Here is a 26,230-nt window from a genome sequence, read left to right as displayed (position 1 = left end):
TCTTGTCTTTTATTTTGTTCCGCGTTATCGGCAACTGAATCCTCTTATCTTGCCCCACTAGCTCACAAATCAATGTTATTGGATATCGTCACGTCAGACAGCCGTTTATTGGCCGTTGGTGAACGCGGCCATGTCCTGGTATCAGATGATAATGGCGCAAACTGGACGCAAAAGGTTGTGCCTACAAAATCCACGTTGACCGCTGTATTTGCAATGGGTGAGCAGCTCTGGGCGGTTGGGCATGATGCCGTAATACTTCATTCTGCTGACAATGGCGAAACCTGGCAAACTCAGCAGTTTCTACCTGAATTAGAGCGTCCTTTGCTGGATGTTTTTTTCTTCAACCCTGAGCAGGGAATTGCCATTGGCGCTTACGGGGTATTTTTCAGAACTCAGGACGGGGGACAAAACTGGGAGCGGGAATACCACCCAACGTTTCTGCACCCGGATGATCAAGCCTATGTTGAAGAGTTGAAAGTCGAGGATGAGGAATTTTACCGTCAGGAAATGGCGTCCATTTTGCCGCATCTCAACCGAGTTACTGCCGATGGACAAAGATTGATTGTTGTCGGCGAATCTGGATTGGTGGCCTACAGCGAAGATTTTGGTCAGAGTTGGCAACGGGTAGAAACCAATTACTATGGTTCATTTTTCGGTGTTGCTAAACTGGCTAATGGTCATGTGATGGCGGCAGGATTGCGGGGTAGCCTGTATGTCTCTGAAGATGACATGGAGAGCTGGCGTCGTGTAGAAACTAAAACCACTGCGACGTTTAATTCTGTTATTCCAGTCAATGACTCCGGTGCAATACTCGTGGGTAATAACGGAACGGTTGGATATTATCAAAACGGAACAATGCGACTCAAAAAACAGAAAGACGGTGAAAATGTCATCGATGCGATTGCTGCCGGGCAAAAGGCCATTGCAGTATCGGCTGTAGGTTTTAAATCTCTCCCTCTGAATTAAGGACATAAAACAGATATGAATTCGTTAACCGATCTTCTTGAGAAATTGCTGTTCAGGCATCGGCTTGCCGTTATCCTGCTGTTTTTTGTTGCGACAGGCTTTCTGTTTTTCCAGGCGATGCAACTTAAAATGGACGCCGCGTTTACTAAAAATATCCCGTTGAACCATGATTACATGGTGAACTACATGAAGCACAGCAAAGATTTTGGTGGTGCTAATAATGTGTTAGTCGCCGTGTGTGAAAAAGACGGCGACATCTTCAATGAGAATTTTTTCACTACCTTAAAGAATGTTCACGACCAGTTGTTTTTTATACCTGGTGTGGACAGAAGCCTGGTAACTTCGCTGTATTCACCATCTACACGTTTTACTGAAATTGTTGAAGGTGGCTTTGCCGGTGGTCCGGTCATTCCTGCTGACTTTTCCCCTTCCAGTCCTGAAGCCTTAGAACTGGTTTCGGAAAATATCACCAAGGCAGGCATCGTTGGCAGACAAGTTTCCACTGATTTTCAATGCGCAATGGTGACGGCGCAGTTACTGGAACTGGACCCGGAAACAGGGGAAAAACTCGATACCCTGAAATTGGCCGCGCAGTTTGAAAATGAACTACGAGGTCAGTTTGAATCCGATACTATCAGTATCCATATCATTGGTTTCGCCAAGATGATTGGTGACGTGGCTGATGGTGCTAAAGACGTGGTGTTGTTCTTTACTATCGCGATTGCCATTACGGCCGTCATGGTTTACTTCTTTTCCAAGTCACTTATGCTGACCTTCCTGCCGCTGCTGTGTTCTGTGATTGCGGTGGTGTGGCAATTGGGCTTGCTAACGGTAATAGGATTTGGTTTAGATCCTATGTCGATTCTGGTGCCGTTCCTGGTGTTTGCCATCGGTGTGAGTCATGGCGTGCAGATGATCAATGCCGTGGGCAAAGAAGTGGCCAATGGCTCTACTGCCAAATTGGCATCACAAAATGCTTTCAGAAAATTGTTAATACCTGGTGGTGTTGCACTGATATCAGACACTGTCGGTTTTATGACCTTGCTGGTGATTGACATTGGTATTATCCGCGAACTGGCTATCACGGCATCTATGGGGGTTGCAGTCATTATTCTGACCAATCTGATTTTGTTGCCGGTGTTAATGTCTTATCTGAAATTAAAAACCAAATGCGCTGAAGATGTTGTTAACAAAACAGAAAGTACAATAGACGCCATTTGGGAACGTATTTCATGTTGCTCATCAATGGGGGTTGCTAAGTATATTCTGGCGATTACTGCTGTATTGTTTGTACTGGGCTGGATACAGTCAAAAGAAATGAAGATTGGTGACCTGCATGCAGGTGCTCCGGCGCTGCACGAGTCGTCCCGCTACAACCAGGACACGTTTTTGATCACGGATAAGTTTGAAATCACGGTGGATTATATGTCCGTCCTGGTGGAAACTGATGCGGAAGCCTGTACGTCACACGATGTTATGAGCGCGATTGATGAGTTCCAGTGGAAAATGACCAACATTGATGGGGTGCAATCTGCTATCAGTTTACCGTCGGTGGCTAAACGTGTGAATGCCGGGTACAACGAAGGTAACTCGAAGTGGAAGGTATTACCAAGAAACGAGCAAACCATGGTTCAGGCCATTGGTCGGGTGCCCACATCCTCAGGCTTGTTGAACAGTAATTGCTCTGTTATGCCGATTATCTTGTTCATGGAAGATCACAAAGCTGAGACAATCAATCGTGTGGTTGATGCGGTCAAAGCGTTCAGAACCGGATATGAAACAGACAATCTGCAATTTAAACTGGCTTCCGGGCCGGTCGGTGTAATGGCAGCAACCAATGAAGCGGTTGCGGCGGCACAAGACCCTATGATGTTATATGTCTTTGGAGCCGTAATCATTTTGTGTCTGATGAGCTTCCGCTCACTGCGGGCAACCTTATCCGTGGTTATACCCTTGTATGTGGTGTCAGTATTGGCTCAGGCATTGATGACATACCTTGAGATAGGCCTGACGGTGTCTACCTTACCCGTTATTGCTCTTGGCGTAGGCATTGGTGTGGACTATGGAATTTATATCCTGTCTACCATGAGCCAAAAACTGAAAGACGGTATGTGTTGTCAGGATGCTTACCTTGAAGCCCTGAAGGAGCGGGGAAGTGCAGTACTATTCACAGGTATTACACTGGCTGTCGGCGTCAGTACATGGGTATTTTCGTCACTTAAGTTCCAGATGGATATGGGGATATTGCTGACATTTATGTTTGTGGTGAATATGCTGGGAGCTATACTGGTATTACCAGCTATCGCAGCCCTGTTCTGGCGTAAGCAAAAATAATATATTGCATAGCAATGCAAAAAATTAATAAAAAATGACCTTTCAGGTCATTTTTTATTTGAGAAGCCTGAATATTTATTTTTGGTGCAGTTTTGTGTTGTAAATTTCTCTTTAATATTCAGTAATATTCATGGAAAATATTGCAAAATCTAGTCTCTGAACCAGGCTTATCAGAGACTGGCAATTACCCTACATTAAGCCCAACATCACAAGGTATTGAAATGACGGTATCTACAAGCGCACATTCTGTTCTTTTGAACAACGTGTACCAACTTATTAAAAATAAAGTAGATAAAGAAAAACAAGAACTGGTATTTCAGTTCGCTAAAAATTTATATCAAAACGTCGCAAACACCGATCTTGATGGTCGTAGCGATAGTGACCTTTATGGAGCAGTGCTCAGCTTATGGAATGAGTTTGCTACCTACAACAGTGATAAATCCTTTATTCGCGTATTTAATCCGGATGTTGCTAAGCACGGGTGGCAATCCACATATACCATCGTAGAGATTATCGTAAAAGATATGCCGTTCCTGGTGGATTCGGTGCGCATGTCACTAAATCGATTGGGCATCACCTCGCATCTGTTGATCCATAGTCCTTTGAGTCTGGTGCGTGACGAGCATGGAAACCTGGTTCAGTTTGGCGAAGGTGCCAAAAACCAAAACACCACTAAAGAAACGGTGTTTTTGATTGAAGTTGACAGACAAACTTCCCGTCGTAAATTGGACGCTCTGGCGAAAGAAATTGAATCTGTAGTGGATGAAGTTTGTTTAGCGGTTGATGACTGGCAAGCAATGCGGGAACGCCTGAAAAGCATTATTGCCGATTTCAAAAAAGCCCCGGCGCCTTGTAGCAAAGAACAAAAACAGGAAGCGGAGCGCTTTTTGGCCTGGGTAGAAGATCACAATTTTACATTGATGGGTTACCGTCATTATGGTGCGAAGGCTATCAAAGGCGATTACCGTTGGATTGCTGACAATGAATCCAGTTTAGGATTGATGAAAAACTCCATCAGTGATCGGGAACGCGTTCTGTCCAGATTACCCTTATCTGCTCGCCAGGAAACCCTGAGCCATAAACCCCTGATCCTCACTAAAACCAATTCCAGAGCCCGTGTACATCGTCCTGCCTATATGGATTACATCGGCATCAAAACATTTGACGACAAAGGCAACGTGATTGCAGAAGATCGCTTCCTGGGTCTTTATTCCGCGTCTTTTTACAACAGCAGTGCCTTACAACTGCCGGTTCTTAAGGATAAGATCCAACGCATTTGTGATGCGTCGGGTTTTGAGCGAGGAACACACGCTTACAAGGCCCTGTTAAATATCATGGAAACCTATCCCCGTGATGAGATCCTGCAAACCACAGACGAAGAGCTGCTTAAAATTGTCGTGGGCATTTTCCAGATGCAGGAGCGCGGTATTTCCAGAATATTTGTCAGAAAAGATATCTTCGGTCGATTCTTCTCTTGCATGGTATTTGTTCCCAGAGAGCGCTACAACACGCAACTGCGTAAAGAAACCCAGGCGTTGCTGAAGAAGTCTCTTGGCAGTGACAAAGAAGTCGAATTTACAACCTATTTCTCTGAATCGGTTTACGCCAGAACCCATTACATTGTTCGTGTTGAGAACAATAATGTAGAAGTTAACGTAAAGGACATAGAGAAGAATATTGTGGAACTATCTAAATCGTGGGATGACAAACTGGGCTCCGCAATCAGAGCCAGCTATGGCCAGACGAAAGGCAAAGCGTTAGAACAAAAATATGAAAGCGCTTTTTCCCGTAGTTATATGGAACAAAATCTGCCAGGCACAACGGTAGTAGACATCGAAAAGCTGGAATTGCTGGATGATAGTCACCGCCTGGACATGCTGTTCTACAAACCTCAGGAAGAGTCCAGAGACAGTGAGGCTGTTCGTCTGAAACTCTTCCATAAGAAAGAGCCTATTCACCTATCTGCAGTGTTGCCGGTATTGGAAAACTTCGGTCTGCGCGTTATCGATGAAACGCCTTACGAAGTGAAGAGTGCCGACGGCGATGTTAACTGGATCATGGATTTCTCCATGTTACACAGTACCAGTGCCAAAATGGATATGGTGAAAGCACAATCGTTGTTCCAGGATGCGTTTTCCAAAGTCTGGAATGATGATCTGGAAGATGATGCCTTTAACCGTTTGGTTCTTGGGGCAGGGCTGACGGGGCGCAAAGTCACCATTTTGCGTGCCTACGCTAAGTATATGCGCCAAACCGGCAGCTCTTTTAGTAATAGCTATATTGCCCGTACTTTGGACAGATACCCAGATATTGCCACACTGATTATCAGTTTGTTCGAAGCGCGTTTTGATCCCAGCAAAGAGCAAGATGCTGACAAGATTGAGGCATTACAGCAGGATATCAAACACAAATTAGATCAGGTGGCAAACCTGGATGACGACCGTATTATTCGCCGTTATCTGGACATGATAATGGCCACACTGAGAACTAACTTTTATCAAACGGATAAAGAAGGGTTTGAAAAACCGTATATCTCCTTTAAGTTCCTGCCGGAACTGATTCCGGATATGCCCCTGCCGTTACCTAAGTTTGAGATTTTTGTTTACTCACCGCTGGTTGAAGGTGTGCACCTGCGTGGTGGCAAAGTGGCTCGCGGTGGCTTGCGCTGGTCCGATCGTCAGGAAGACTTCAGAACCGAAGTGCTGGGATTGGTAAAAGCCCAGCAGGTAAAAAATACCGTTATTGTTCCGGTTGGCGCTAAAGGCGGGTTCGTTTGTAAAAAACTACCGGTATCTGAAGGTCGCGATGCGATATTTAAAGCCGGTCAGGAATGCTACAGAATCTTTATCCGCAGCTTATTAGATATCACCGATAACATCGTAGATGGCAGCATTGTTCATCCGGAAAATGTGGTACGCCACGACGAAGATGATCCATACCTGGTGGTTGCCGCTGATAAAGGTACTGCTACTTTCTCAGATATCGCCAATGGTATTTCAGAAGAATACGGGTTTTGGTTAGGTGATGCATTTGCCTCTGGTGGTAGTGTAGGTTATGACCACAAAGGCATGGGCATTACAGCAAGAGGCGCGTGGGAGTCGGTTAAACGCCATTTCCGGGAAATGGGAGTTGATTGTCAAACCACAGATTTTACCTGTTTAGCGGTAGGTGATATGGCTGGTGACGTATTCGGCAACGGCATGTTGCTGTCTAAACACACGCGTCTGGTTTGTGCCTTTAACCACCTGAATATTTTCTTTGATCCGGACCCGGATGCGGCCAAGACCTGGGTAGAGCGCAAGCGTTTGTTTGATAATCCAAAATTGGGTTGGGATGATTACGATAAGTCTTTAATTTCTAAAGGCGGCGGCGTGTTCTCTCGCTCAGCGAAATCTATTCAGTTAACGCCGGAAATGCAAAAGTGGTTGGATACCAAAGCCACCAGTATGACACCGAATCAGTTGATCAATACCGCACTTAAGATGCCGGTTGATCTTATCTGGAACGGCGGTATCGGCACCTATGTGAAAAGCTCTAAAGAAAGCCATGCAGATTGCGGCGACAGAGCCAATGACGATGTACGGGTCAACGGTAGCCAGGTTAAGGCCAGGATTGTCGGTGAAGGTGGTAATCTGGGTCTGACCCAGTTAGGACGGGTTGAATATGCGTCAACGGGAGGCCGGGTCAATACCGACTTTATTGATAATGTGGGTGGTGTCGATTGCTCGGACAATGAAGTTAATATCAAAATCTTGCTGAACTCTGTGGTCAATGCCGGTGATCTGACAGTCAAACAACGTAATCAGTTGTTATATGACATGACCGACGACGTTGCAGACCTGGTGATCCAGGATTGTTATCGTCAGACATTAAGCATGTCGATTACCCATCAAACCGGCGTCGGCTCCCTGAAAGAGCAGTTGCGCTTTGTACATGGCCTGGAGCGAGACGGGGTGCTTAACCGCGAGTTGGAATTTATCCCTTCTGACGATGATTTATCCGAACGTCTGACCCGTGGTAAAGGGTTTACGCGTCCGGAGCTTTCGGTACTGATCTCCTACGGCAAAATGGTACTTAAAGAACAGCTCAATATTCCTGAAATAACGGATAACCCTTATCACGCCAAACTGCTGCTTAGTGCATTCCCGAAAGTGCTGCAAGACAAATTTGCCGCCAAAATGGAAGAGCATCCATTGCGGGCAGAAATCATCGCTACGAAATTGGCCAATAACATGGTTAATGACATGGGACTGAACTTCCTGTTCCGTATGCGTGAAGAAACCGGCGCAGCAGTGCATGAAGTTGCCAATGCTTATGCCGTGATCAAAGGTGTGTTCAAGATTGAAGCGCTGTGGGGCAGTGTCGAAGATTTGGACAACAAGGTCTCTGCTGAAGTGCAATTGCAAATGTTTGACAGCATACGTCGCACGTTGCGTCGCGGTTCTCGCTGGTATATGCGTCACGGTAAAAAAGGTCAGGAATTACAAGCCTGTATCGACAGTTATGCCGACACGTTCGACAACATCAGTGAAAATCTTGAGGCTTACCTTGTTCCGGCTGAATACAAGCAATTACAGCTCAATATTGACAATTTCGTGAAGCTTGGGGTTCCCAACGAAATAGCGACCCGAATTGCCAGTATGAGTAATCTGTTCTCATGTCTGGATCTGGCGCAAATCGTCGCGGAGCAGGATCGCGATACTTCGCTGATTGCCAGCTTGTATTACATGCTGGGTTCTGAGTTGGAATTACATTGGTTCCTGGATCAGATCAATAAACAGGCTGTTTCAAATCACTGGCAAGCACTGGCGCGTTCCTCTTATCGCGAAGAGTTAGACTGGCAACAACGCTTACTAACGGTTGGCATTCTTAAACATGCACCGGAAAGCAGCGATGCCAGGGAAATTTTAGATAAATGGATTAAAGAGCATCAATTCTTGCTGGAACGCTGGTATCATATGATGGCCGAGTTTAAAACCAGCACAACTCATGAGTTCGCTAAGTTCTCAGTTGCTTTACGAGAGTTGGGCTTATTGAGTTTGAATTGCGATTAGTAATAGTACTAAATTTGAATGTTTGAACGAAGGCCCGGTATTAACCGGGCTTTTTATTTTATTAAGGGATACTGAATGTATTGGTTAGCACAAAAGTTGCTGTTTAATCTGGATGCTGAAGTCAGTCACGACTTAACGCTTAATTTTTTAAAGCGTGCGCAAAACACACCTTTAGAGAACTTGTACAAACAAGACGTAGACGCTAAACCAACTCAGTTTCTGGGTATGACGTTGCCTAATCCGGTCGGACTTGCTGCAGGCCTGGATAAAAATGGCGAGTGTATCGACGCCTTTGCTGCTATGGGGTTTGGCTTTATTGAAGTTGGAACCGTGACCCCATTGCCTCAGGCCGGTAATGATAAACCCCGGTTATTCAGGCTTAAAGATGCCCAGGCCATCGTCAATCGCATGGGTTTCAATAACAAAGGGGTGGATTACCTGGTTGAACAGGTAAAACAGTCGCAATATCGCGGTGTGCTGGGTATCAATATTGGTAAAAACAAAGTCACACCAGAAGAAAACGCGTTGGATGATTATCTGATTTGCATGCGTAAGGTTTACGAACATGCCAGTTATATCACGATTAATATTTCTTCTCCTAATACACCGGGCTTACGCAATCTGCAATATGGCGAAGCGCTGGAAGCCTTGTTAAGTGGTATTAAGCAGGAGCAGCAGGTTTTAGCTGACAGGCATGGTAAACATGTCCCGGTTTTGGTGAAAATAGCACCGGATCTGAGTGCGGAAGAAATTGAAGGCATTGCCGATTCACTGAAAAAGTCGCAGGTGGAAGGGGTCATTGCCACCAATACCACTATTTCCCGTGACGGTGTGGAAGGATTGCGTTGGGCAAAAGAAGCCGGGGGATTAAGCGGTGGACCGCTAACCCAAAAAAGCCTTGAAGTTACCCGTTTACTGGCGAACGCCTTAGCCGGTGAAATCCCAATCATGGGGGTAGGAGGGATCGATTCTGCTCAGAGCGCACAAGACAGATTAGATGCTGGTGCACAAGTCCTACAGGTTTATTCATCCTTTATTTACCAGGGGCCACAACTGATCACAGATATCGTGTCCGGTATTCAGGTGGCTCATTGAGTTTTTTGCTACCTTCTCCTCATTGGCAATGGGAGCTGGATCCGGAGTTTAAGTGCCTGACTCTCAACCTTGATACCGGGCACAAGGTGGTTACCGGCATTGCCGCTAAACAGTTGCGAGATAAAGACCTGAGCAGTGTCGCCTTTTCGGTAACTGATACCGAAATTTACAATGAACTGGTGGAGTACATCGAAATCTCGGTGTTTAATCAATGGCCGGAACTGGCCTTTCAGGTTGTGATCAACGCCACTGCAGCCCTTGTCTTTCACAAGGAAATTGCCGCAAAAAACTGGCTGTACCAGGAAAATGTGGACGCAAACTCAATGTCTGTCACCATACCCGGTCTGGCTTCAGTCACCTCCCGGTTCGATGGCGCTGATATATTGCTGTTAAACCCTGAAGGGCATTATGTGTTGGCCATGTTGTTGCAACCATATCAGATTAATGAAACCAAACAATTAGCCGCTTTTTCTCTGATAAAGGTGGGTGTTGACAGATTATTTGCGTTTACCGGGGATAGCCTTGAAAACGCGGGAACAGATGAATATGTATAAAATTCTTATCACAACAGCATTGGGCCTGGAAGAGTTACTGGCGGCAGAAATAAAAGAGTTACTGCCAGAGTTGGAGTGTCAGCAAAAGCCCGGGCAGGTCATTACCAGCGCTGAGCTTGAAGCCATTTATTCTATTTGCTTGTGGTCACGGTTAGCTAACCGCGTCTTACTGGAATTAACGTCGGGCAGAATAGAGACAGGGGATGACCTGTATCAGTTGGCTTGCGAAGTCAACTGGCCTGGCCAGTTTGACCTGAAAAACACCTTTGCTGTAGATTTTTTCGGCACTAACAAAGAAATACGCAATACCCAGTTTGGCGCTCTGAAAATAAAAGATGCGGTGGTGGATAAATTCTCTGAAAACCACTCAACCAGGCCAAACGTAGACAAAAGCAATCCGGATATTCGCATTCAGGGTAGAATTCACCGTGATAAAGCCGCTATCTATCTGGATATGTCCGGTGGCAGCCTGCATCAACGCAATTACCGGCAGGAAACTGGCCCGGCACCCATTCGGGAAAACCTGGCATTTGCCATGTTAATGCGCAGTGGCTGGACAGCGGATACTGACAAGCCCTTATGTGACCCCATGTGTGGTTCAGGTACTGTGGTGATTGAGGCTGCCTTGTACAAGGCTAAAATTGCCCCGGGGCTGCAACGCAAACAATGGGGCTTTAGTCATTGGGCAGGGCACAATGAAAGTGTGTGGCAAGTTATTTTGGGGTCTGCTAAGAAAAGGCAGAAACAAGCCATTGGCAATATCTTTGCCGGTGAAATAAGCCATAAACTCATTAATATTGCGAAGCAGAATGCCAGAATCGCAGGCGTGGCTGATATGATTCAGTTTACTCACAAAGATGCTACAGAGTATGCGCCGGCAACTGAAGTACCGGGTTATCTGGTGAGCAACCCACCATACGGTGAACGTTTAAGCGACTTCAACCGTTTATTGCCGATTTTCCAGCAATGGGGTAGCTGGTTAAAGGAGTATTATGCGCAGTGGCACTTAGCCTTGTTAACCTCAAACCGCGAACTGCTTAAACAACTCAAACTGGCTTCTTCCCGCAGTTATAAATTTAAAAACGCCAATCTGGATTGCGAGTTAGTGCTGTTTCACATGGCTGACAGAAATCTGGCTGAACTGAAACACGAAGCAAAACTGGAAGGTGATTTTGCCAACAGGTTACGGAAGAACTGGGATAAAACGCGACGTTGGTTGAAAAAACAAAACACCGAATGCTATCGCATTTATGATGCGGATTTGCCAGAGTACAATGTGGCAATTGACCGGTACAAGGATGCATTGGTGATCCAGGAGTATGCTGCGCCGAAAAACATTCCGGAGCAAAAAAGCCGTGCCCGCCTGCAAGAAGTGTTATTGGTGGCGCCTAAAGTCCTGGACATTGAGCCGCAAAATGTTGCGTTAAAAGTGCGCGAAGTTAAAAAGGGCAAAAATCAATACGAAAAAGTCTCCCGTCAAAATAAGATGATGGAAGTTCAGGAAAATGGCGCTAAGTTCTTAGTTAATCTGTTTGATTACCTGGATACCGGATTATTTCTGGATCATAGAGATACCCGGAGCATGATCCGCAATATGAGTAAAGGCAAGCGGGTGTTAAATCTGTTTTCCTATACCGGTTCTGTGTCGGTCTATGCGGCATTAGGAGGTGCTAAGTCGGTTACCACGGTAGATATGTCTAATACTTACCTTGATTGGGCAAAACAGAATTTTGCTCTAAATAAATTGCAGGGAGATTTTGACTTTGTCAAAGCCGATGTCACCAGTTGGTTAAAACAAAACCGCTATCAATATGATTTGATATTTATTGATCCACCTTCTTTTTCTAATTCCAAAAGCATGGAAAACACCTGGGATGTACAGCGAGATCACGTCGAACTGTTAAGGGATGCGAGCAAGTCTTTAGCCACCGATGGCGTTATTGTGTTTTCCAATAATTTACGCAATTTTAAATTGTCTGGTGACGTGACGGAAAAGCTCAATCTGACGGTGAAAAACATCACAGCAGATACTATTCCCGAGGATTTTAAGCGCAATAGTAAAATTCATCATTGTTTTCTTTTACAGGGTAAATAATCCACATTTGTATGCATAAATTAACTTTGTTCTCAGGCACTGATTGCCATTTGTGTGACATCGCCAAAAGTATGTTGTCCACGTTGTTAGCAGACAGCATTACGCTTTCTGAAATTAACGTTAAAGCCGAGCGCCAGTATTTTCATCAATACGGCGCCAGAATACCGGTGTTAAGAAACGATGAGTCAGGGGTTGAATTAGGTTGGCCGTTTGATGAGGCGCAGTTACAGGAGTTCTTAAGATAATGTTGTTACAACTTAAAGACGCCTGTATTGCTTTTGGGCACAAACCCTTAGTTGAAAAAGGCAATCTGACATTAAACCCCGGTGAAAGAATGTGTTTAGTCGGACGCAATGGCACGGGGAAATCCACGTTACTGAAACTGATTGCCGGGCAACAGGCACTGGATGATGGCCAGCGCATAGTGAACAGTGAAACGGTGATTGCTGTACTGCCGCAGGACCCGCCTGCATTGGCTAATATCACAGTGTTTGACTACATCGCAGAAGGACTGCAGGAAATCGGTATATTGCTCAAGCAGTATCACGAAGTGGTAACGCTTGTGGCTGAAGATCCGTCAGAGCAAAACCTGGCGACGCTGGACACCTTGCAAAAGCAACTGGATGCCCGTCAGGGCTGGCAATTAGAGCAGCGCATTGAGCAGGTGATTTCTCTGTTGCAGCTTGATGCTGATGTCACACTGGAATCATTGTCTGGTGGCTGGCGCAGAAAGGCCGCGCTGGCTAAAGCGCTGGTGCGTAAGCCGGATATTTTATTATTAGATGAACCCACCAACCACCTGGATATTGAGATGATCAATTGGTTAGAAAATCAATTGATGGAATACCAGGGGGCCATGGTTTTTGTCAGCCACGACAGGGCGTTTATCCGTCGTGTGGCGAATAAAATTGTTGATTTAGACCGGGGTGTGTTGACCGAGTACCCGGGAGATTACGCAAAATACCTGATTAAAAAAGCAGAGGATCTGGAAGTGCAGGCCACTCAGGATGCGCTGTTCGACAAAAGATTAAGTCAGGAAGAAACCTGGATACGTCAGGGAATTAAGGCTCGCCGAACCAGAAATGAAGGTCGGGTGAGGGCCCTGAAAGCAATGCGCGACGAATATGCTCAGCGACGCAAAGTGCAAGGTAATGCCACTATCCAGTTAAGTGACGGTCAGAAATCTGGCAAACGGGTATTCGAGGCCAAAGGGCTTACCTATGCCATAGATGGACAGCCACTGGTAAAAAACCTGGATTTACAGGTAATACGAGGTGATAAGTTAGCTCTGGTGGGCCCTAATGGGTGCGGAAAAAGTACCCTGATCAAATTATTGCTGGGGCAGATTACCCCTGATGCCGGTACAGTCAAGCAAGGCACCAATTTAGAAATCGCCTATTTTGATCAACACCGCGAGCAACTGGACCCTGACAAAGCGGTGATCGATGTGGTTGCAGATGGCAAACGAGAAATAGACATAAATGGTCGCGGGCGTCATGTAATTAGTTATTTGCAAGACTTTTTGTTTTCACCTGAACGGGTACAATCCCCGGTATCTTCTTTGTCAGGTGGAGAAAAAAACCGCTTATTGTTAGCCAAGATCTTGTCACGTCCCGGTAATTTGTTAATTCTCGATGAACCCACCAACGACCTGGATGTAGAAACGCTGGAATTACTGGAAGAAACCCTGGCAAATTACCAGGGAACCTTGATTCTGGTTAGCCATGACCGCGAATTTGTGGATAATGTAGTCACTTCGAGCTGCTTCTTTGAAGGGCAAGGTATCATTCAACAGTTTGTTGGCGGCTATCAGGAAATTCATCGCTGGTATGCGCAGCAACAAAAAGACAAAAAAGCCAATGTAAAGATTGAAACTTCTGCCCCGCAGGAGAGTCGAAAGAGCGTTTCAGGTAATACAAAGGCGAAAAAGCTCAGTTACAAATTACAGCTGGAGTTGGATGAGTTACCGGAAAAAGTGGAACATCTTGAAAATAAAACTCAGGAAATTCAGGAACAAATAAGTGCTCCTGAATTTTACAGCCAGGATCAGGATAAGGTCTCAGCCACGCTGACCTTGCTGGCAGAAACAGAACAACAATTGGAACAGGCTTATTCTCGTTGGGATGAGCTTGAAAGTATGAAACAGGAATCAACGAGTTAATGAAATATTTTAAATTTGCCAGGGTTGCCTTGGTTTCAATGGCGGTATTTTCTCAGGCTTCACATGGTGCACTGTACCAGGTTACAGAAATTGATACTCATGCGGTGTCAAAAAATGCCTTCCCGGTGGATATGAACGAGTCAGGTGACATCGTTATGTCACTTACTTACAGTTCACAGTTCCCGTTAGCGGAATACAATATTCCCATTGATTTGTCGCTGATAGATTTTGAAAGTGAGACCTTACAGGATAATTTAACCGACATTGAAGCGGCTCAAAATGGCAACTTTAATCTCGAAGATTATCAGACTATTCTGAGCGTTATTCGCGCCGGTCAGGGTGTGAGAACCGTGCAACGACTGGTTCCCTGGCTTAGCTATGTGTCAGACACCGGGGCAGTGTCCTATATTCCCGGGTTTGATGTTGAAGACGCTGACTACTCAGGCTACACAAAGAGTGTTGATACCCGCGTTAAGGGGATTAACGACAGTGGTGTTATCGTGGGTAACTCTGAAGGAAACCCGGTAAAAGTTGAGTACGTCAATGAAGACGATGAGGAAATAACCTATCTGGTACGTGGACATACTACCCGAGGTTTTGTCGACCTCAATGGTAATACTGTCGGTCTGGTTTCCGATTCTGATTTGGTGGGCGGATACACCGAAGCCCGTGATGTTAACAACAGCCTGATGGTGGCGGGGTTAGAAATCTTTAATCCCAGAGAAGCCATCACTGAAGCGGTAGAAACCTGTAATGATGAAGAGGACCGTGGTGACCAGCCATTGGAAACCTGCTTACAAAATTTACATGCGACGTTGTTCAGTACACACCACCGCAGAGCCGTAATCTGGCAGTTAGACACTGATGGTAATGTCACTGATACCATGACTTATGAAGTGCCTTTTGAGCCAGAAGAAGACGATGACCGTTTGTTTTCCAGTGAGGCACTTGCAATAAACGAAAATGGTGTGGCCGTAGGCCGAACCACCAATTTCTTTGAAGACAATACGGATTTTATGAGCCAGTATGCCGCGGTATTTTCCGGTGACGAAATCATCAGTATCACAGACAGAAATGAATACCGAAGCAGTATTGCGACAGACATCAATGACAGTAATCTTGTGACGGGATATGCGGTAAAACGTATTAACGGTATCGATCGCAGTAAGTTTTTCGTGTACAACACGGATTCTAATGAGATTAGCTTCCCCGATGACTTTTTCCCTGGTTCTTCCAGTGTCGCCCGGGGAATCAACAATAATGGTCAGGTTGTGGGCGAGGGCGAGGTAGAAACCACCCTAAGTAGCACGCGACGCAGAGAAGCGTTTGTCTATGATGTGAACGACAGCACCTTTCAGAACCTCAATGATTTATTGAGTTGTGATTCACCTTATACGATTATTCAGGCGCATAGCATCAATGACAGTGGGCAAATTGCTGCGCTGGCCAGAGTCAGACGGGCTGAAACTGATGTTCAGGGTAATCTGGCATTAGCTGATGATGGTTCTGAAAACCTGGTTGATACCTTTATCACTGTACGTTTAAATCCGATTCCCGGTGGCGAAATTGATTCCTGCGATGACGATGATGACGATACCAGCGCGCCTGATCGTCAGGGTGGCTCAACGGGATGGGGCTTGTTGCTGTTACCCCTTGTATTACTGATGAGAAGATTTAAACGCTAATAAACCAGTTGTTTTTACTTTGTCTGAAGCCGCGATTCGCGGCTTTTTTATGCGTTTTTAATCATAAAAATTAACCGCTAATTGCATGTAATTAAAAATGTAATTTTTATGAAAAAATGTTGTAAAGAAAAAGCTGTATGGATTTCATTTACTTATGTGTTGTCAAGTAGTCAGTGTAAAAATTAAACCTTGAACACAAGGTCAGGATCCTCTATTTCATAGGGGTGGGCATAAAGCCTACAAACAGCAATTGATAAAGAGGTGAAAATGAAAAGACAAAAGCGCGATAAATTATCTCGGGCCCACGCAAAAGGGTATCAAGCTGGTATTTCTGGTAGGGCTAAAGACAACTGTCCATTCCAGGCTGTAGAGGCGCGTTCTCAGTGGCTTGGTGGTTGGAGAGCTGCAATGGAAGATCGAAGCTTAGGTCTTGTAAAATAAAAACACAATCTTCAGTATTTTAGAGAGAACAAAAGCCCCGGTAGAGGGGCTTTTGTATATCTGGCACTAAATTAAAAGTTGCTGGTATCCTGAAACAGACCCACTTTCAGATCTTTTGCTTCATAGATTGGACGGCCGTCTACTTCTACTACTCCATCACCAATGCCCATAAACAGTTTGCGCTTGATGACGCGCTTCATGGTAATTTTGTAGGTGACTTTTTTAGCTGTAGGTAAGATCTGGCCGGTAAATTTCACTTCGCCCACACCCAGTGCACGGCCTTTGCCGGGGCCGCCACTCCAACCCAGAAAGAATCCAACTAGTTGCCACATGGCATCCAAACCCAGGCAACCGGGCATGACAGGATCGCCCGGAAAATGACAATCAAAGAACCACAGATCAGGTGTGATATCCAATTCAGCATGGATGTAACCTTTGCCGTTGTCTCCGCCATCTTCGCTAATTTCTACAATGCGATCCATCATCAACATATTGGGCGCAGGCAACTGGCTGTTTCCTGGTCCAAAGAGTTCGCCGCGACTACAACTAAGTAGGTCTTCTTTATCAAACTGATTCTTTCTTTCTGACATTTTTGCACTTCACTGTTTAAAAATTTGCGGCTAATTTAGCGAACACTTGTGCGCTAAACAAGTCTGATTAGTCTTTTTCGCCAGTATTTTTATGGTTTGGAGGATGACACAGGGTATTAATTGTGCAAATTTTCTGTGAAACTTTCATTCGTCGTGGGAAAGGGTATAGTTGCATAAAAGGGATGACTTTTCATAGACATGAGCAACGTTAAAAATCGTCTGAAAGCAAACGCAGATAAACAAAAGCGGTTCAGAGAAAAGCAAAAAGCTGAAGGCAAAAAAATGTTAAGAGGCTACGTAAATCCTGAAGCGGTTGATTGTTACGCCGAGTTGCGAGACAAGACTGGGTGGACTGACAGCGAAATTTTAAGTAATTCTCTGAGAATCACCTATGCAGCATATAAATGTGGTCAAATTAAACTGTTAAACGAATGGCTTAAAAAGAATCAAAAATGAGTTGGACAATCGTTTTCTGGTATACCTCAATATTGGTTGTGGTTTCTGTCATTGGACGCCTGTTTGATCTGTCTAATGGGACATGGCAGCAAAATACCAAAGGCTATAAGGTTCAGGATGTCATTGATGTCATCGTGGTGCTGTTTGGCCTTATCGGCTTGTTCGGTTTGGCCTTTAACGAGCGCTACTTTAGTCAGTCTCTGTGGCAAGGTTATTTTGTTGTTACCATGGTCTATATTCCCTTGTCTTTTTTCACCCCTAAATTCTCCGGTATGCGCCAGTTATACGGTAACTTTAATGTGTTTAAGGCGGTTGTCTCCAATACCTTGTTGATGGCACCTTCACATATTGGACAGTACATTTACGCGTTTAATGTAAGCTGGGCTTAGTTTTCAAATCTCCATAGGAATTTAAATGAACACACTCGCAAACAAAGTGGCTATTGTCACGGGTGGGGCCTCAGGTATTGGTCTTGCTATCACTGAAGCGCTGCTTAAAGCCGGCGTTAATGTAGTTATTAGCTCTCGCCGTCAGGCACTGCTGTCAGAAACTGCGGATAAATTTAATGCCATATATGAGGCCAGGTGTTTACCAGTGGCTGCCGACGTACGAATAAAAGCGGATATTCAGGGGCTGGTTTCTAAAACGTTACAGTCATTTGGTACAGTAGACATTTTAATTAATAATTCGGGCCTGGGTGTTACAGATAAAATTATTGATTGTCCGGAAGAAAACTGGGATTTAGTCATGGAAACCTGTACCAAAGGGACTTTTTTGCTGAGTCAGGCAGTGTTACCCACGATGCAGGCGCAGAAAAGTGGATTTATTATCAATATTGCTTCTCAGGCTGCAAAAAATGGTTACGCAGAAGCTGGCCCTTATTGTGCGGCAAAATTTGGTGTATTGGGGTTGGGCCTGGCTCTGCAGGAAGAAGTCAGAGAGTTTGGCATCAAGGTCCACAGCTTGTGTCCCGGGTTAGTGCAGGTGCCGGCGGCAAACTCGGAAGACAACCAAAAGTCTGGTTGGTTACAACCGGAAGATCTGGCGCAGTCAGTATTATTTTTACTTCAACAACCCAAACGTGTCCATTTTGACAATATTGGTCTTTGGGGTTTCCCGGTATAAATGAGGAGCAAAGAAATGATGAAATCTATTCCGTTATCAAATTATTTTCCATCGGTGAGTTCGATTGGGCTAGGTTGTATGGGATTTGGCGGTGACTGGAGTGCAGAGCCGTTTACACCTGCACATATTACGGAATTGCACCAAGCTTTAGATGCCGCACTGGAAGGCAACATCAATTTTATCGATCACGCTGATATTTATACATTGGGCAAAGCCGAAGCGGTGTTTGGCGAAGTGCTTAAACAGCGTCCGGAATTGCGTGAACAATTCGTGATCCAAAGTAAGTGTGGCATTAAATTTGATGACGACAAAGGCCCGGCGCGCTATGACTTTTCAAAATCCTGGATAACACAGTCAGTGGAGGGTATTTTAGCGCGACTAAATATCGAGCAACTGGATATATTGCTGCTACATCGCCCAGATCCTCTGATGGAATTGGATGATGTTGCAGAAGCGTTCAATCAGCTTATCGAACAGGGCAAAGTTAAGCACTTCGGCGTTTCTAATATGCATGATTATCAAATGGCATATTTGCAATCTGGTTTGCAACAACCCCTGGTCGCCAATCAGTTAGAAATGAGTCTGCGCAATCTGGACTGGTTAAATGAAAGTGTAAACGCGGGTATGTCATCCGGTACAACGAATCACTTTTCACCGGGTATTGTTGAGTATTGCCGCAGCAATAATGTGCAAATACAGGCCTGGGGATGTCTTGCACAAGGATTGTTTTCGGGGCGCAATCTCGATGGTCAGCCTGAAAATGTGATTGCTACCGCGAACCTGGTGGCTATGATGGCGGCAGAATTTAACGTATCTAAAGAAGCTATCGTGCTTGCCTGGTTAATGCGTCATCCGGCAAATATTCAGCCAATCATAGGTACGACAAACCCACAACGCATCCAGGCCTGTGCACAAGCCACTAAGGTGCAATTAAGCCGTGAGCAGTGGTATCAGCTTTACGTTACATCTCGTGGCGAGCGTATGCCGTAAGACGTATAATTCCAACGATGATCAGGTATTGAGCCAGATAATAACTGGCCATGATCCAGACCGTTGCGAAAGGGATGGGGTGCCGAAAGGCATTCCAGGCTATCAGGCTATCTGAGACGGCAAAAATCAGGGCGCCGTACAAATGAAGACGATGGGACGTTTGTGCCGAAAAGATAGCGCTGATACACATAAAACTGATAACGCCAACGTACACAATAACCGCATATCTCAAAACAACTTCTTCCGGCATCACCCACTGGGCCATAAACCAGGAGTAGATCAACATAGCCAGCGCCGCCAGATGTCTAAACCGGGCTTTGTAAATTTGCACATCGTCGACAAATCGCGCAAAGCAAATGATGTAAAAGACATGAGCGATCAGAAAAGCACTCAGGCCCGCCATAAAATTCTGTTCAAACTGCATTGCCAGTAATACATCGCCTAAACCGCTAAATGTCAATGCCAACAAGGGATAAGTACGATGCCCCGCAGGGAGCTGCTGGTAAGCCACTAAGGCTAAAACAACGATTGGGAATACCTTTACCAGAGGACTCAGGGGGTAGGGTGCCAGAGGGCTGCTGAGCGTATATATAACAGCAATGATAAAAAATAGTGAGACGTAAAGCTTATTCATGATTTTATTTTTTGTGATTCATCATCCGATAGCCAAGGTATAAGAAAATACCGCAAAGCAGCCAGGTGAGTCCAATCAATAAGTTACTCAGATCTACCAATTCTGGATGGCGTATTTTTAACTGTATTGGCAAGATGCCTCTGATAACACATAGCGAGGAAATTGTGATTATCGCGGCTTTTAACAGCGGAAGCACGCGAATAAACCCCGCGGCTGACAGTGCATACGCTGTAACTGCTAAAAATAGTGCGGAAACAAAAATGGTGCCAAGCGGAGCCAGCAGTGTTCCTTGTCGGGCAGATTCGACGATTTCCATCGGAGCATACTGGGCCTCAAAGCACTGAGGCCCTAAATATATACAGGACATATGAGCTATCGCTGTGCCCGCTGCCACAATGGCTACTACCAGCAGCAAGCTAACTGCCAATGTACGCTTGCTGAGTTCATTTTCTTTTTTCATTGTCTTTTAAGGCTTTAAACTGTAAGGGACCTATTGGTTGTGCTGTTGCAGTTTTTCTCCGGCGGATTGCAGCTCTGTTTCCAGTTGTTTAGCGTTGTCTTTGCGGGGTTTAACGAATCGGGCAAGCCAAAAATATAAAACAGGTGTGAGAAACAGGGTAAATACCACCGCTAAACCCAGTCCGCCAAACACTACCCAGCCAATAGCGTTTCGGGCCTCTGCACCGGCGCCACTGGAGACGATTAAGGGGATACCTCCCAGAATCGTAGACATTAAGGTCATCATAATTGGGCGCAGACGCACTTCACCGGCTTTTAATATCGCGTCTTTTACTGAATGTCCCTGGTCTCTGAGTTGATCAGCGAACTCCACCAGCAGGATGGAGTTTTTTGCCAACAGGCCAATCAGCATCACCAGACCAATCTGGGAATAGACATTGATGGAAGTGCCGGTTAAAAATACAGCGTAAATAGCCGCTGCGATACCGAAAGGCACAGTGATCATGACAACCAGCGCACTGTTAAAGCTTTCGAACTGCGCGGCTAAAACCAGAAGTACTATGATAAAGGCTACCAGGTAGGTGATGTTAACCTGTTGATCGGTTTCTCTGAAGGTCAGTGCTTCGCCCAAAAACACCAGGCCAAAGCCATCCGGTAACACATCTTGTGCTAGTTCTCGCAGGCCGGTAACGGCTTCTTCCATGGAAATACTGTCAGGCAAGTCCACATCTACTTCAATGGCCCGTCGCTGGGCATGACGCTCTAACTCTGCGGCAACGCCTTCTTCAGTGATGTAGGCAATACTGGAAAGTGGTACCAAACTGCCATTACCTGAGCCCACATACAGGTTTGTTAAATCGGCTGGATCTGCAATGTCCTTATAGGTGGACTGCAACATAATCGGAATAGCCTGATCACCGACATTGAGATTACCCAGATCGTAGCCACCAATGGCAGATCTGAGCGTGTTGGTAATATCAGAAAAGGGCACCCCCAACTCTTCTGCTCTACGACGATCGATATGCACCCGCATTTGTGGTTGAGTAGGTTGATAGGATATTTCGGCCCGCCCCATTTGTGGAAAACGGTTTTCCAATGCTTTACTGAAATCCTGTGCGACATCGTATATTTCGTCATAATCATTGCCGGTGATCGCAAATTCTAAACCGCCTCCCTGTCCCCTAAGGTTTAGAGAGTTGGGACCAAATGCTCGCCCCGGTGCGCCTGGAATCTTGTTCAATTCAGGTCTTATTTCGGCGATGATATCTTGCTGTGATTTACTGCGCTGCTCCCAGTCTTTGAGATTGACCGTAATGTAGACAATATTGGGGTCCCACTGACCGACCACCGTCTTGATGGTTTCGATGTTGCCATCTTGCATATAAGGTAGCAAAGTGTCTTCCATCTTTTCAGCTTGTCGGTCCATAAACGCGATACCCACACCATCAGGTCCCCGGGCGAAAATACGGACATTGCCCCGGTCTTCGGGTGGAAGCAGTTCTTTTTTCACTGAGTCATAGATGGCGACAGCGCCCCCGGCTGCCACAACACTCAATAACAACACCACAAAACCGCGGGTTAAGCACCAGCCCAATGCGGTTTTATAGCCTGTTAAACAGGCATTGCCAAAACCGGAGAACATGGTCTTATTGTTGCCTGTGGGTATTTTGGCCTTAAAGGCAGGCACCAGCGTTAGCGCAACAAACGAGGAAATGATCACTGAAGCTGACAACACACCGCCGAATTCTCTGAACAGTCGCCCCGCTGTGGAAGGTAAGAAGGCGATAGGTACAAATACGGCCACTAACACTGCGGTGGTGGCGACCACGGCGAAAAACACTTCCCGGCTACCTATAACTGCCGCTGCCTTGCTGGCCAACCCCAGTGATTTTCTGCGCTGAATGTTTTCCGATACTACAATGGCGTCATCAACAATCAGACCTGTTGCCAGCACTAAGGCAAGTAAGGTAAGTATGTTGATGGAAAAGCCCAGCATCCACATAACCGCAAGTGACCCGATAAGTGATACCGGAATAGAAAGCGCAGGGATAATTGTGGCTCTGAAAGAACCCAAAAACAGCCAGAGGGTAAAAACTACTAAGGCAATAGTGAAGGAAAGAGAGGTTAACACCTCCTCAATGGAACCGCGAATAAACTGGGCGTCATCATCGGTGATGTGTATTTCTAAGGACGGAAATCGGTGTCGTAATTCTTCAACCATCGCCTGAGTTTGATCAGATATCTCGATGGTGTTAGCGCCAGCCTGGCGCAATATTTCTAACCCGATGACGGGCTTGCCGTTGAGGCGTACAAAACTGTTAGCGTCGGCAGGACCGAAGTACACATTGGCAACGTCCCCAACACGGGTATTCCCTGATATCAGGATGTTCTCTACTTCGCTGGCGGTTATAGAGGTGGCATCAGCTCGCACAATTACCTGCTGATCTGTAGAACGCAGGCTGCCTGCCGGGACGTCAAATGGCGCTGTACGCAAGGCGCTGGCGACGTCGGAAAAGGACAGGGCAAAACTGGCCAGGCGAATAGGATCGACGGTGACTCTTAACACCTTTTCCCGTTCACCATTGATGCGAATATCCGCCACCCCTGGTATAGACAAAAACAGCGGTGCAATATCCGTTTCCACCATCTCGGTGAGCGATTCCATTTCAATACTATCGCTGGACAGCGTCAGGCTTACCACGGCACCGGCATCATTATCGGCTTTCACGATGGCAAGTCGCTCAACTTCATCAGGCAGTTGCCGTTGCACCTGACTGATAGCCTCCCGCGTTTCGTTGGCGGCATCTTCTATATTGATACCGGGTCTGAATTCTATGACAACCCTGGCAAAGCCTTCTTCACTTTGCGCTCTGATACTTTTTACACCACTGACTCTGGCAGCAGCGCCTTCCAGCCGACTGGTAACTTCGGTGTCCACGGTTTCGGGGGCACCCCCGGGGTAGGAGGCGCGAATTGACACAACCGGGCGGTCTACATCGGGTAATTCCCGCACTTCCAGACCCAGAATGGCCGACAAACCGGCAATAATGATCAACAGATTCAGTACTATGATCAGTACCGGACGTCGAATTGATAAAGACGGGAGATCTTCTTTGTGACTGGTATGTAGCTCAGACATTAGCCGGGCTCCACACTGGTTAGTTGTTTCTTACCGGTATTGCTAAAAGCCTGCACCGCCTGACCTTCTCTGAGTTGCTGAATTCCTTCAATAACCAGCGATTCGCCACGTTGTAGTTGGCCTTCGACCAGTATATTGCCACGCAGGCGTTGCACAATATTAACCCGCTCGCGGTTTGCTTTTCCTTCCCGAACTATCCATACGTAGGCACCGGTTGCTCCCCAGGAAAGTGCGGCTTCCGGGATCACAGGATAGGGTTCACCATCAAGCTGCAAGGTGACTTTGAAACTCAATCCAGGACGATAAACATCATGTTGGTTATCCAGAATCGCCCGCACTTTGAGTGTCCGGTCCTGGATATTGATGCGTGAATCAATTTGCGCTATCTCAGCCGTTATTTCATTACCGCGATTATTCCAGGGCGATAGCGTCACAATGGCCTCATTGTTAAGAATTGTCAGCGCGGATTCGGGCGCAGAAAAATTGATATAGAGGTTGGAACGGTCATCGATGGTGGTGATTAAGGTATTGGTGTTGATTCGATCACCTGGTTCCACATCGGTCAAACCAAGGTAGCCGGAAAATGGTGCGTTTACCGTTCTGTCTTCAAGATCCGCTGCAGCTGACTGTAACTGAACTTTTGCCAAATCACGTTCTGTGATGGCATCATCGACATCGCTTTGTGTGGCAGCGCCCCGGGTTTTGCTTTCTTTCAGTCGGGTAAGTGTACGCTCTCTGTCAGCGAGTTCAATTTTGGCGCGCTCAACTGCGATTACCTGCCGTCGATCATCGAGTTTTATTAATACCTGACCGGACTGTACAAAGTCACCAGGCTGAAATAATACCTCAGTGACAATGTCGGATGTGGCAGGGTAGATACTGACCGAGCGTTGAGCCTCCGCCGTACCAATGGTGTCTATTGCTGATTTGAGAGGTTGAAATTGCAGTGGTTGGGCAATGATGTTCGCTGCCCGTTCAGGTCCATTACCGGATTGCGCGCTGACCATTGCGTTGAAGAAAAAAGCCGCAGCTATAACCACACTGAAAACCAGCTTCGATGTCATCCAAACTCATCCTTATCAAATTAGCATTTACGCAGGCTAACAGTGTAAGGATCAGTGTGGCGATGTACAGTATATTTACGTAAATTTACAACATGCTGACCGGGTGGCTATTTCCTGATGGCCTCATGATACCAGTCGGTAATTTTCTGGCGTTCCTCTTCAGTCATCTCTGTTTTATTCAAAAAAGGCATGTCTTTGGTCACAGATACCCGGTGGTGGATTCGTGGAGCCCATTGAATAACCTGTGACCAGTTGTCCAGCTTTAATCCCAGTGGCGCAACCACAAAGATATCGTCGCTGGGTGTCTCGCTGTGACAATTGCTACAATGTTTTTGCATTAAGGCCATTATGTCCTGATTTACCGGAATTGTGGGGGCTGATTCCACTGAAGTTTGCACCGGTGTGGTTTGAGGTTTTGATACCCAAATGGCGATAAATAACATACCTATTGCGCCGGTAATCAAAATTGAAGGCCGGACTATGCCTATGTGGCGCAGATTGAAAAAGTGCCTTATCCAGGCTGATACCGCAGCTATAGCCACTAGTACCAACCAACTTTGTGGGTGCTGGTAGGTCATAGGGTAGTGGTTTGAGATCATTAAAAAGATAATGGGCAGTGTGAGATAGTTATTATGTACTGAGCGCAGCTTGGCACCGGCACCCCATTGCGGATCAATGGGCTCTTTATCTGTTACCGCCTGGACCAGTTTTCGCTGCGATGGAATGATGGTAAAAAACACGTTACCGGCCATTATCGTGCCTATCAGGGCGCCAACGTGAATGTAGGCACCGCGACCGCTAAACCACTGAGTAGCCAGCCAGGCCGATAAACTTAAAAACAATACTAAAAATACCGCAAAAAGTCCGGCAGATTTTGCCAGCGGGCTGCGACAGGCAATTTCGTAAATAAACAAACCGCCAAAGATAAACCCCAGGCCCAGGCTGATGGCTGTGGAGGCCTCCATGGCTTTAACACCCGGGTCAATCAGGTAGGCTTCGGCGCCCAGATAATACATCCATATCAACAGCAACATGCCACTCAACCAGGTGGCGTAGGCTTCCCATTTAAACCAATGCAGGGTTTTGGGGATTTGCTCCGGGCCGTATTCGTATTTGGCGACTTCGTAAAAGCCACCACCATGCACAGCCCAAAGATCACCTTTAATGCCTTTGTCTTTTTTCCATTGTGGCGGCTGGCGAAGATTGTTATCCAACCAGATAAAATAAAAGGACGCGCCTATCCAGGCGATGCCTGCAATGACATGAAACCAGCGAATAAATAACGCAACCCAGTCAGCCCACATAAAAGTCCCCTTAACTTATTGTTTTTAGCTATCCCTGTTATTTGTAGTTTGCCTTCACTAAAGGCTATTCCGTTTTAGTTTTTA

At 46.1% G+C, this 26,230-nt stretch carries 20 protein-coding genes; 14 read left to right on the top strand and 6 right to left on the bottom strand.

Translation table 11 applies throughout. The annotated features are described in order from the left end of the window. The first annotated feature begins 72 nt into the window (after nt 1–72). From LJ740_RS03165 to rmf, 10 genes are all read left to right on the top strand, one after another. Nucleotides 73–966, top strand: a complete 894-nt coding sequence (locus LJ740_RS03165) for a WD40/YVTN/BNR-like repeat-containing protein (protein ID WP_229527603.1) — start codon at nt 73–75, stop codon at nt 964–966. Between the two features lie 15 nt (nt 967–981). Beyond that, on the top strand, nt 982–3,300 hold the full coding sequence (locus LJ740_RS03160) for an efflux RND transporter permease subunit (RefSeq protein ID WP_229527602.1): 2,319 nt from the start codon (nt 982–984) through the stop codon (nt 3,298–3,300). Between the two features lie 221 nt (nt 3,301–3,521). Then, entirely contained in the window at nt 3,522–8,354 is a 4,833-nt protein-coding gene (locus LJ740_RS03155) for an NAD-glutamate dehydrogenase (RefSeq protein ID WP_229527601.1), read from the top strand. A 75-nt stretch (nt 8,355–8,429) separates the two neighbouring features. After that, entirely contained in the window at nt 8,430–9,449 is a 1,020-nt protein-coding gene (pyrD, locus tag LJ740_RS03150; protein WP_229527600.1) for a quinone-dependent dihydroorotate dehydrogenase, read from the top strand. Then, nucleotides 9,446–10,003 (top strand): cell division protein ZapC domain-containing protein, encoded by a 558-nt coding sequence (locus LJ740_RS03145; protein ID WP_229527599.1) that lies wholly within the window; start codon nt 9,446–9,448, stop codon nt 10,001–10,003. The genes pyrD and LJ740_RS03145 overlap by 4 nt, the downstream gene beginning before the upstream one ends. After that, nucleotides 9,996–12,098 carry a bifunctional 23S rRNA (guanine(2069)-N(7))-methyltransferase RlmK/23S rRNA (guanine(2445)-N(2))-methyltransferase RlmL gene (gene rlmKL / locus LJ740_RS03140; protein WP_229527598.1) on the top strand — a complete coding sequence of 701 codons (2,103 nt, stop codon included), beginning with the start codon at nt 9,996–9,998 and terminating at the stop codon, nt 12,096–12,098. Before LJ740_RS03145 ends, rlmKL begins: the two co-directional genes overlap by 8 nt. An 11-nt stretch (nt 12,099–12,109) precedes the next feature. After that, the gene (locus tag LJ740_RS03135; RefSeq protein WP_229527597.1) at nt 12,110–12,343 is read left to right on the top strand and encodes a glutaredoxin family protein; all 234 of its coding nucleotides are present in this window, start codon (nt 12,110–12,112) and stop codon (nt 12,341–12,343) included. Beyond that, nucleotides 12,340–14,259, top strand: a complete 1,920-nt coding sequence (gene uup / locus LJ740_RS03130) for an ATP-binding cassette ATPase Uup (RefSeq protein WP_229528032.1) — start codon at nt 12,340–12,342, stop codon at nt 14,257–14,259. The genes LJ740_RS03135 and uup overlap by 4 nt, the downstream gene beginning before the upstream one ends. Beyond that, on the top strand, nt 14,259–15,944 hold the full coding sequence (locus LJ740_RS03125) for a DUF3466 family protein (protein ID WP_229527596.1): 1,686 nt from the start codon (nt 14,259–14,261) through the stop codon (nt 15,942–15,944). The genes uup and LJ740_RS03125 overlap by 1 nt, the downstream gene beginning before the upstream one ends. A 267-nt stretch (nt 15,945–16,211) precedes the next feature. Next, entirely contained in the window at nt 16,212–16,385 is a 174-nt protein-coding gene (rmf, locus tag LJ740_RS03120; protein ID WP_229527595.1) for a ribosome modulation factor, read from the top strand. 71 nt (nt 16,386–16,456) lie between these two features. Here the strand turns inward: rmf and fabA are convergent, their stop codons facing one another. Beyond that, the gene (fabA, locus tag LJ740_RS03115; RefSeq protein WP_229527594.1) at nt 16,457–16,975 is read right to left on the bottom strand and encodes a bifunctional 3-hydroxydecanoyl-ACP dehydratase/trans-2-decenoyl-ACP isomerase; all 519 of its coding nucleotides are present in this window, start codon (nt 16,973–16,975) and stop codon (nt 16,457–16,459) included. Nucleotides 16,976–17,173: 198 nt separating this feature from the next. Here fabA and LJ740_RS03110 point away from each other — a divergent pair, with 198 nt between their 5' ends. The 4 genes from LJ740_RS03110 to LJ740_RS03095 are packed head-to-tail and all read left to right on the top strand — an operon-like array spanning nt 17,174 to nt 19,546. Next, on the top strand, nt 17,174–17,431 hold the full coding sequence (locus LJ740_RS03110) for a hypothetical protein (protein WP_229527593.1): 258 nt from the start codon (nt 17,174–17,176) through the stop codon (nt 17,429–17,431). Further along, nucleotides 17,428–17,820: a hypothetical protein gene (locus LJ740_RS03105; RefSeq protein WP_229527592.1), complete on the top strand. Its 393-nt coding sequence runs from the start codon at nt 17,428–17,430 to the stop codon at nt 17,818–17,820. The genes LJ740_RS03110 and LJ740_RS03105 overlap by 4 nt, the downstream gene beginning before the upstream one ends. A 25-nt stretch (nt 17,821–17,845) precedes the next feature. After that, nucleotides 17,846–18,556, top strand: a complete 711-nt coding sequence (locus LJ740_RS03100; RefSeq protein ID WP_229527591.1) for an SDR family oxidoreductase — start codon at nt 17,846–17,848, stop codon at nt 18,554–18,556. An 18-nt stretch (nt 18,557–18,574) separates the two neighbouring features. Continuing rightward, nucleotides 18,575–19,546, top strand: coding sequence for an aldo/keto reductase (locus LJ740_RS03095; RefSeq protein WP_229528031.1), 972 nt, complete (start codon nt 18,575–18,577; stop codon nt 19,544–19,546). Here the strand turns inward: LJ740_RS03095 and LJ740_RS03090 are convergent. The 5 genes from LJ740_RS03090 to LJ740_RS03070 all read right to left on the bottom strand — a co-directional run bounded on the left by LJ740_RS03090 (nt 19,518) and on the right by LJ740_RS03070 (nt 26,146). Next, nucleotides 19,518–20,180 (bottom strand): lysoplasmalogenase, encoded by a 663-nt coding sequence (locus LJ740_RS03090; protein ID WP_229527590.1) that lies wholly within the window; start codon nt 20,178–20,180, stop codon nt 19,518–19,520. The two genes, LJ740_RS03095 and LJ740_RS03090, sit on opposite strands and share 29 nt — an antisense overlap. Nucleotides 20,181–20,184: 4 nt before the next feature. Then, nucleotides 20,185–20,640 (bottom strand): hypothetical protein, encoded by a 456-nt coding sequence (locus LJ740_RS03085; RefSeq protein WP_229527589.1) that lies wholly within the window; start codon nt 20,638–20,640, stop codon nt 20,185–20,187. Between the two features lie 30 nt (nt 20,641–20,670). Next, complete coding sequence (locus LJ740_RS03080; protein ID WP_229527588.1) at nt 20,671–23,778, bottom strand: efflux RND transporter permease subunit; 3,108 nt, start codon at nt 23,776–23,778, stop codon at nt 20,671–20,673. Continuing rightward, entirely contained in the window at nt 23,778–24,842 is a 1,065-nt protein-coding gene (locus LJ740_RS03075; protein WP_229527587.1) for an efflux RND transporter periplasmic adaptor subunit, read from the bottom strand. Before LJ740_RS03075 ends, LJ740_RS03080 begins: the two co-directional genes overlap by 1 nt. 107 nt (nt 24,843–24,949) lie before the next feature. After that, nucleotides 24,950–26,146, bottom strand: coding sequence for a urate hydroxylase PuuD (locus LJ740_RS03070; RefSeq protein WP_229527586.1), 1,197 nt, complete (start codon nt 26,144–26,146; stop codon nt 24,950–24,952). Nucleotides 26,147–26,230: the final 84 nt, after the last annotated feature.

Source organism: Planctobacterium marinum (assembly GCF_020687805.1).
Classification (GTDB): Bacteria; Pseudomonadota; Gammaproteobacteria; order Enterobacterales; family Alteromonadaceae; genus Planctobacterium; species Planctobacterium marinum.
The sequence above is the reverse complement of the archived record's forward strand: the minus strand, read 5'-3'. Positions and strand labels throughout refer to the sequence as shown.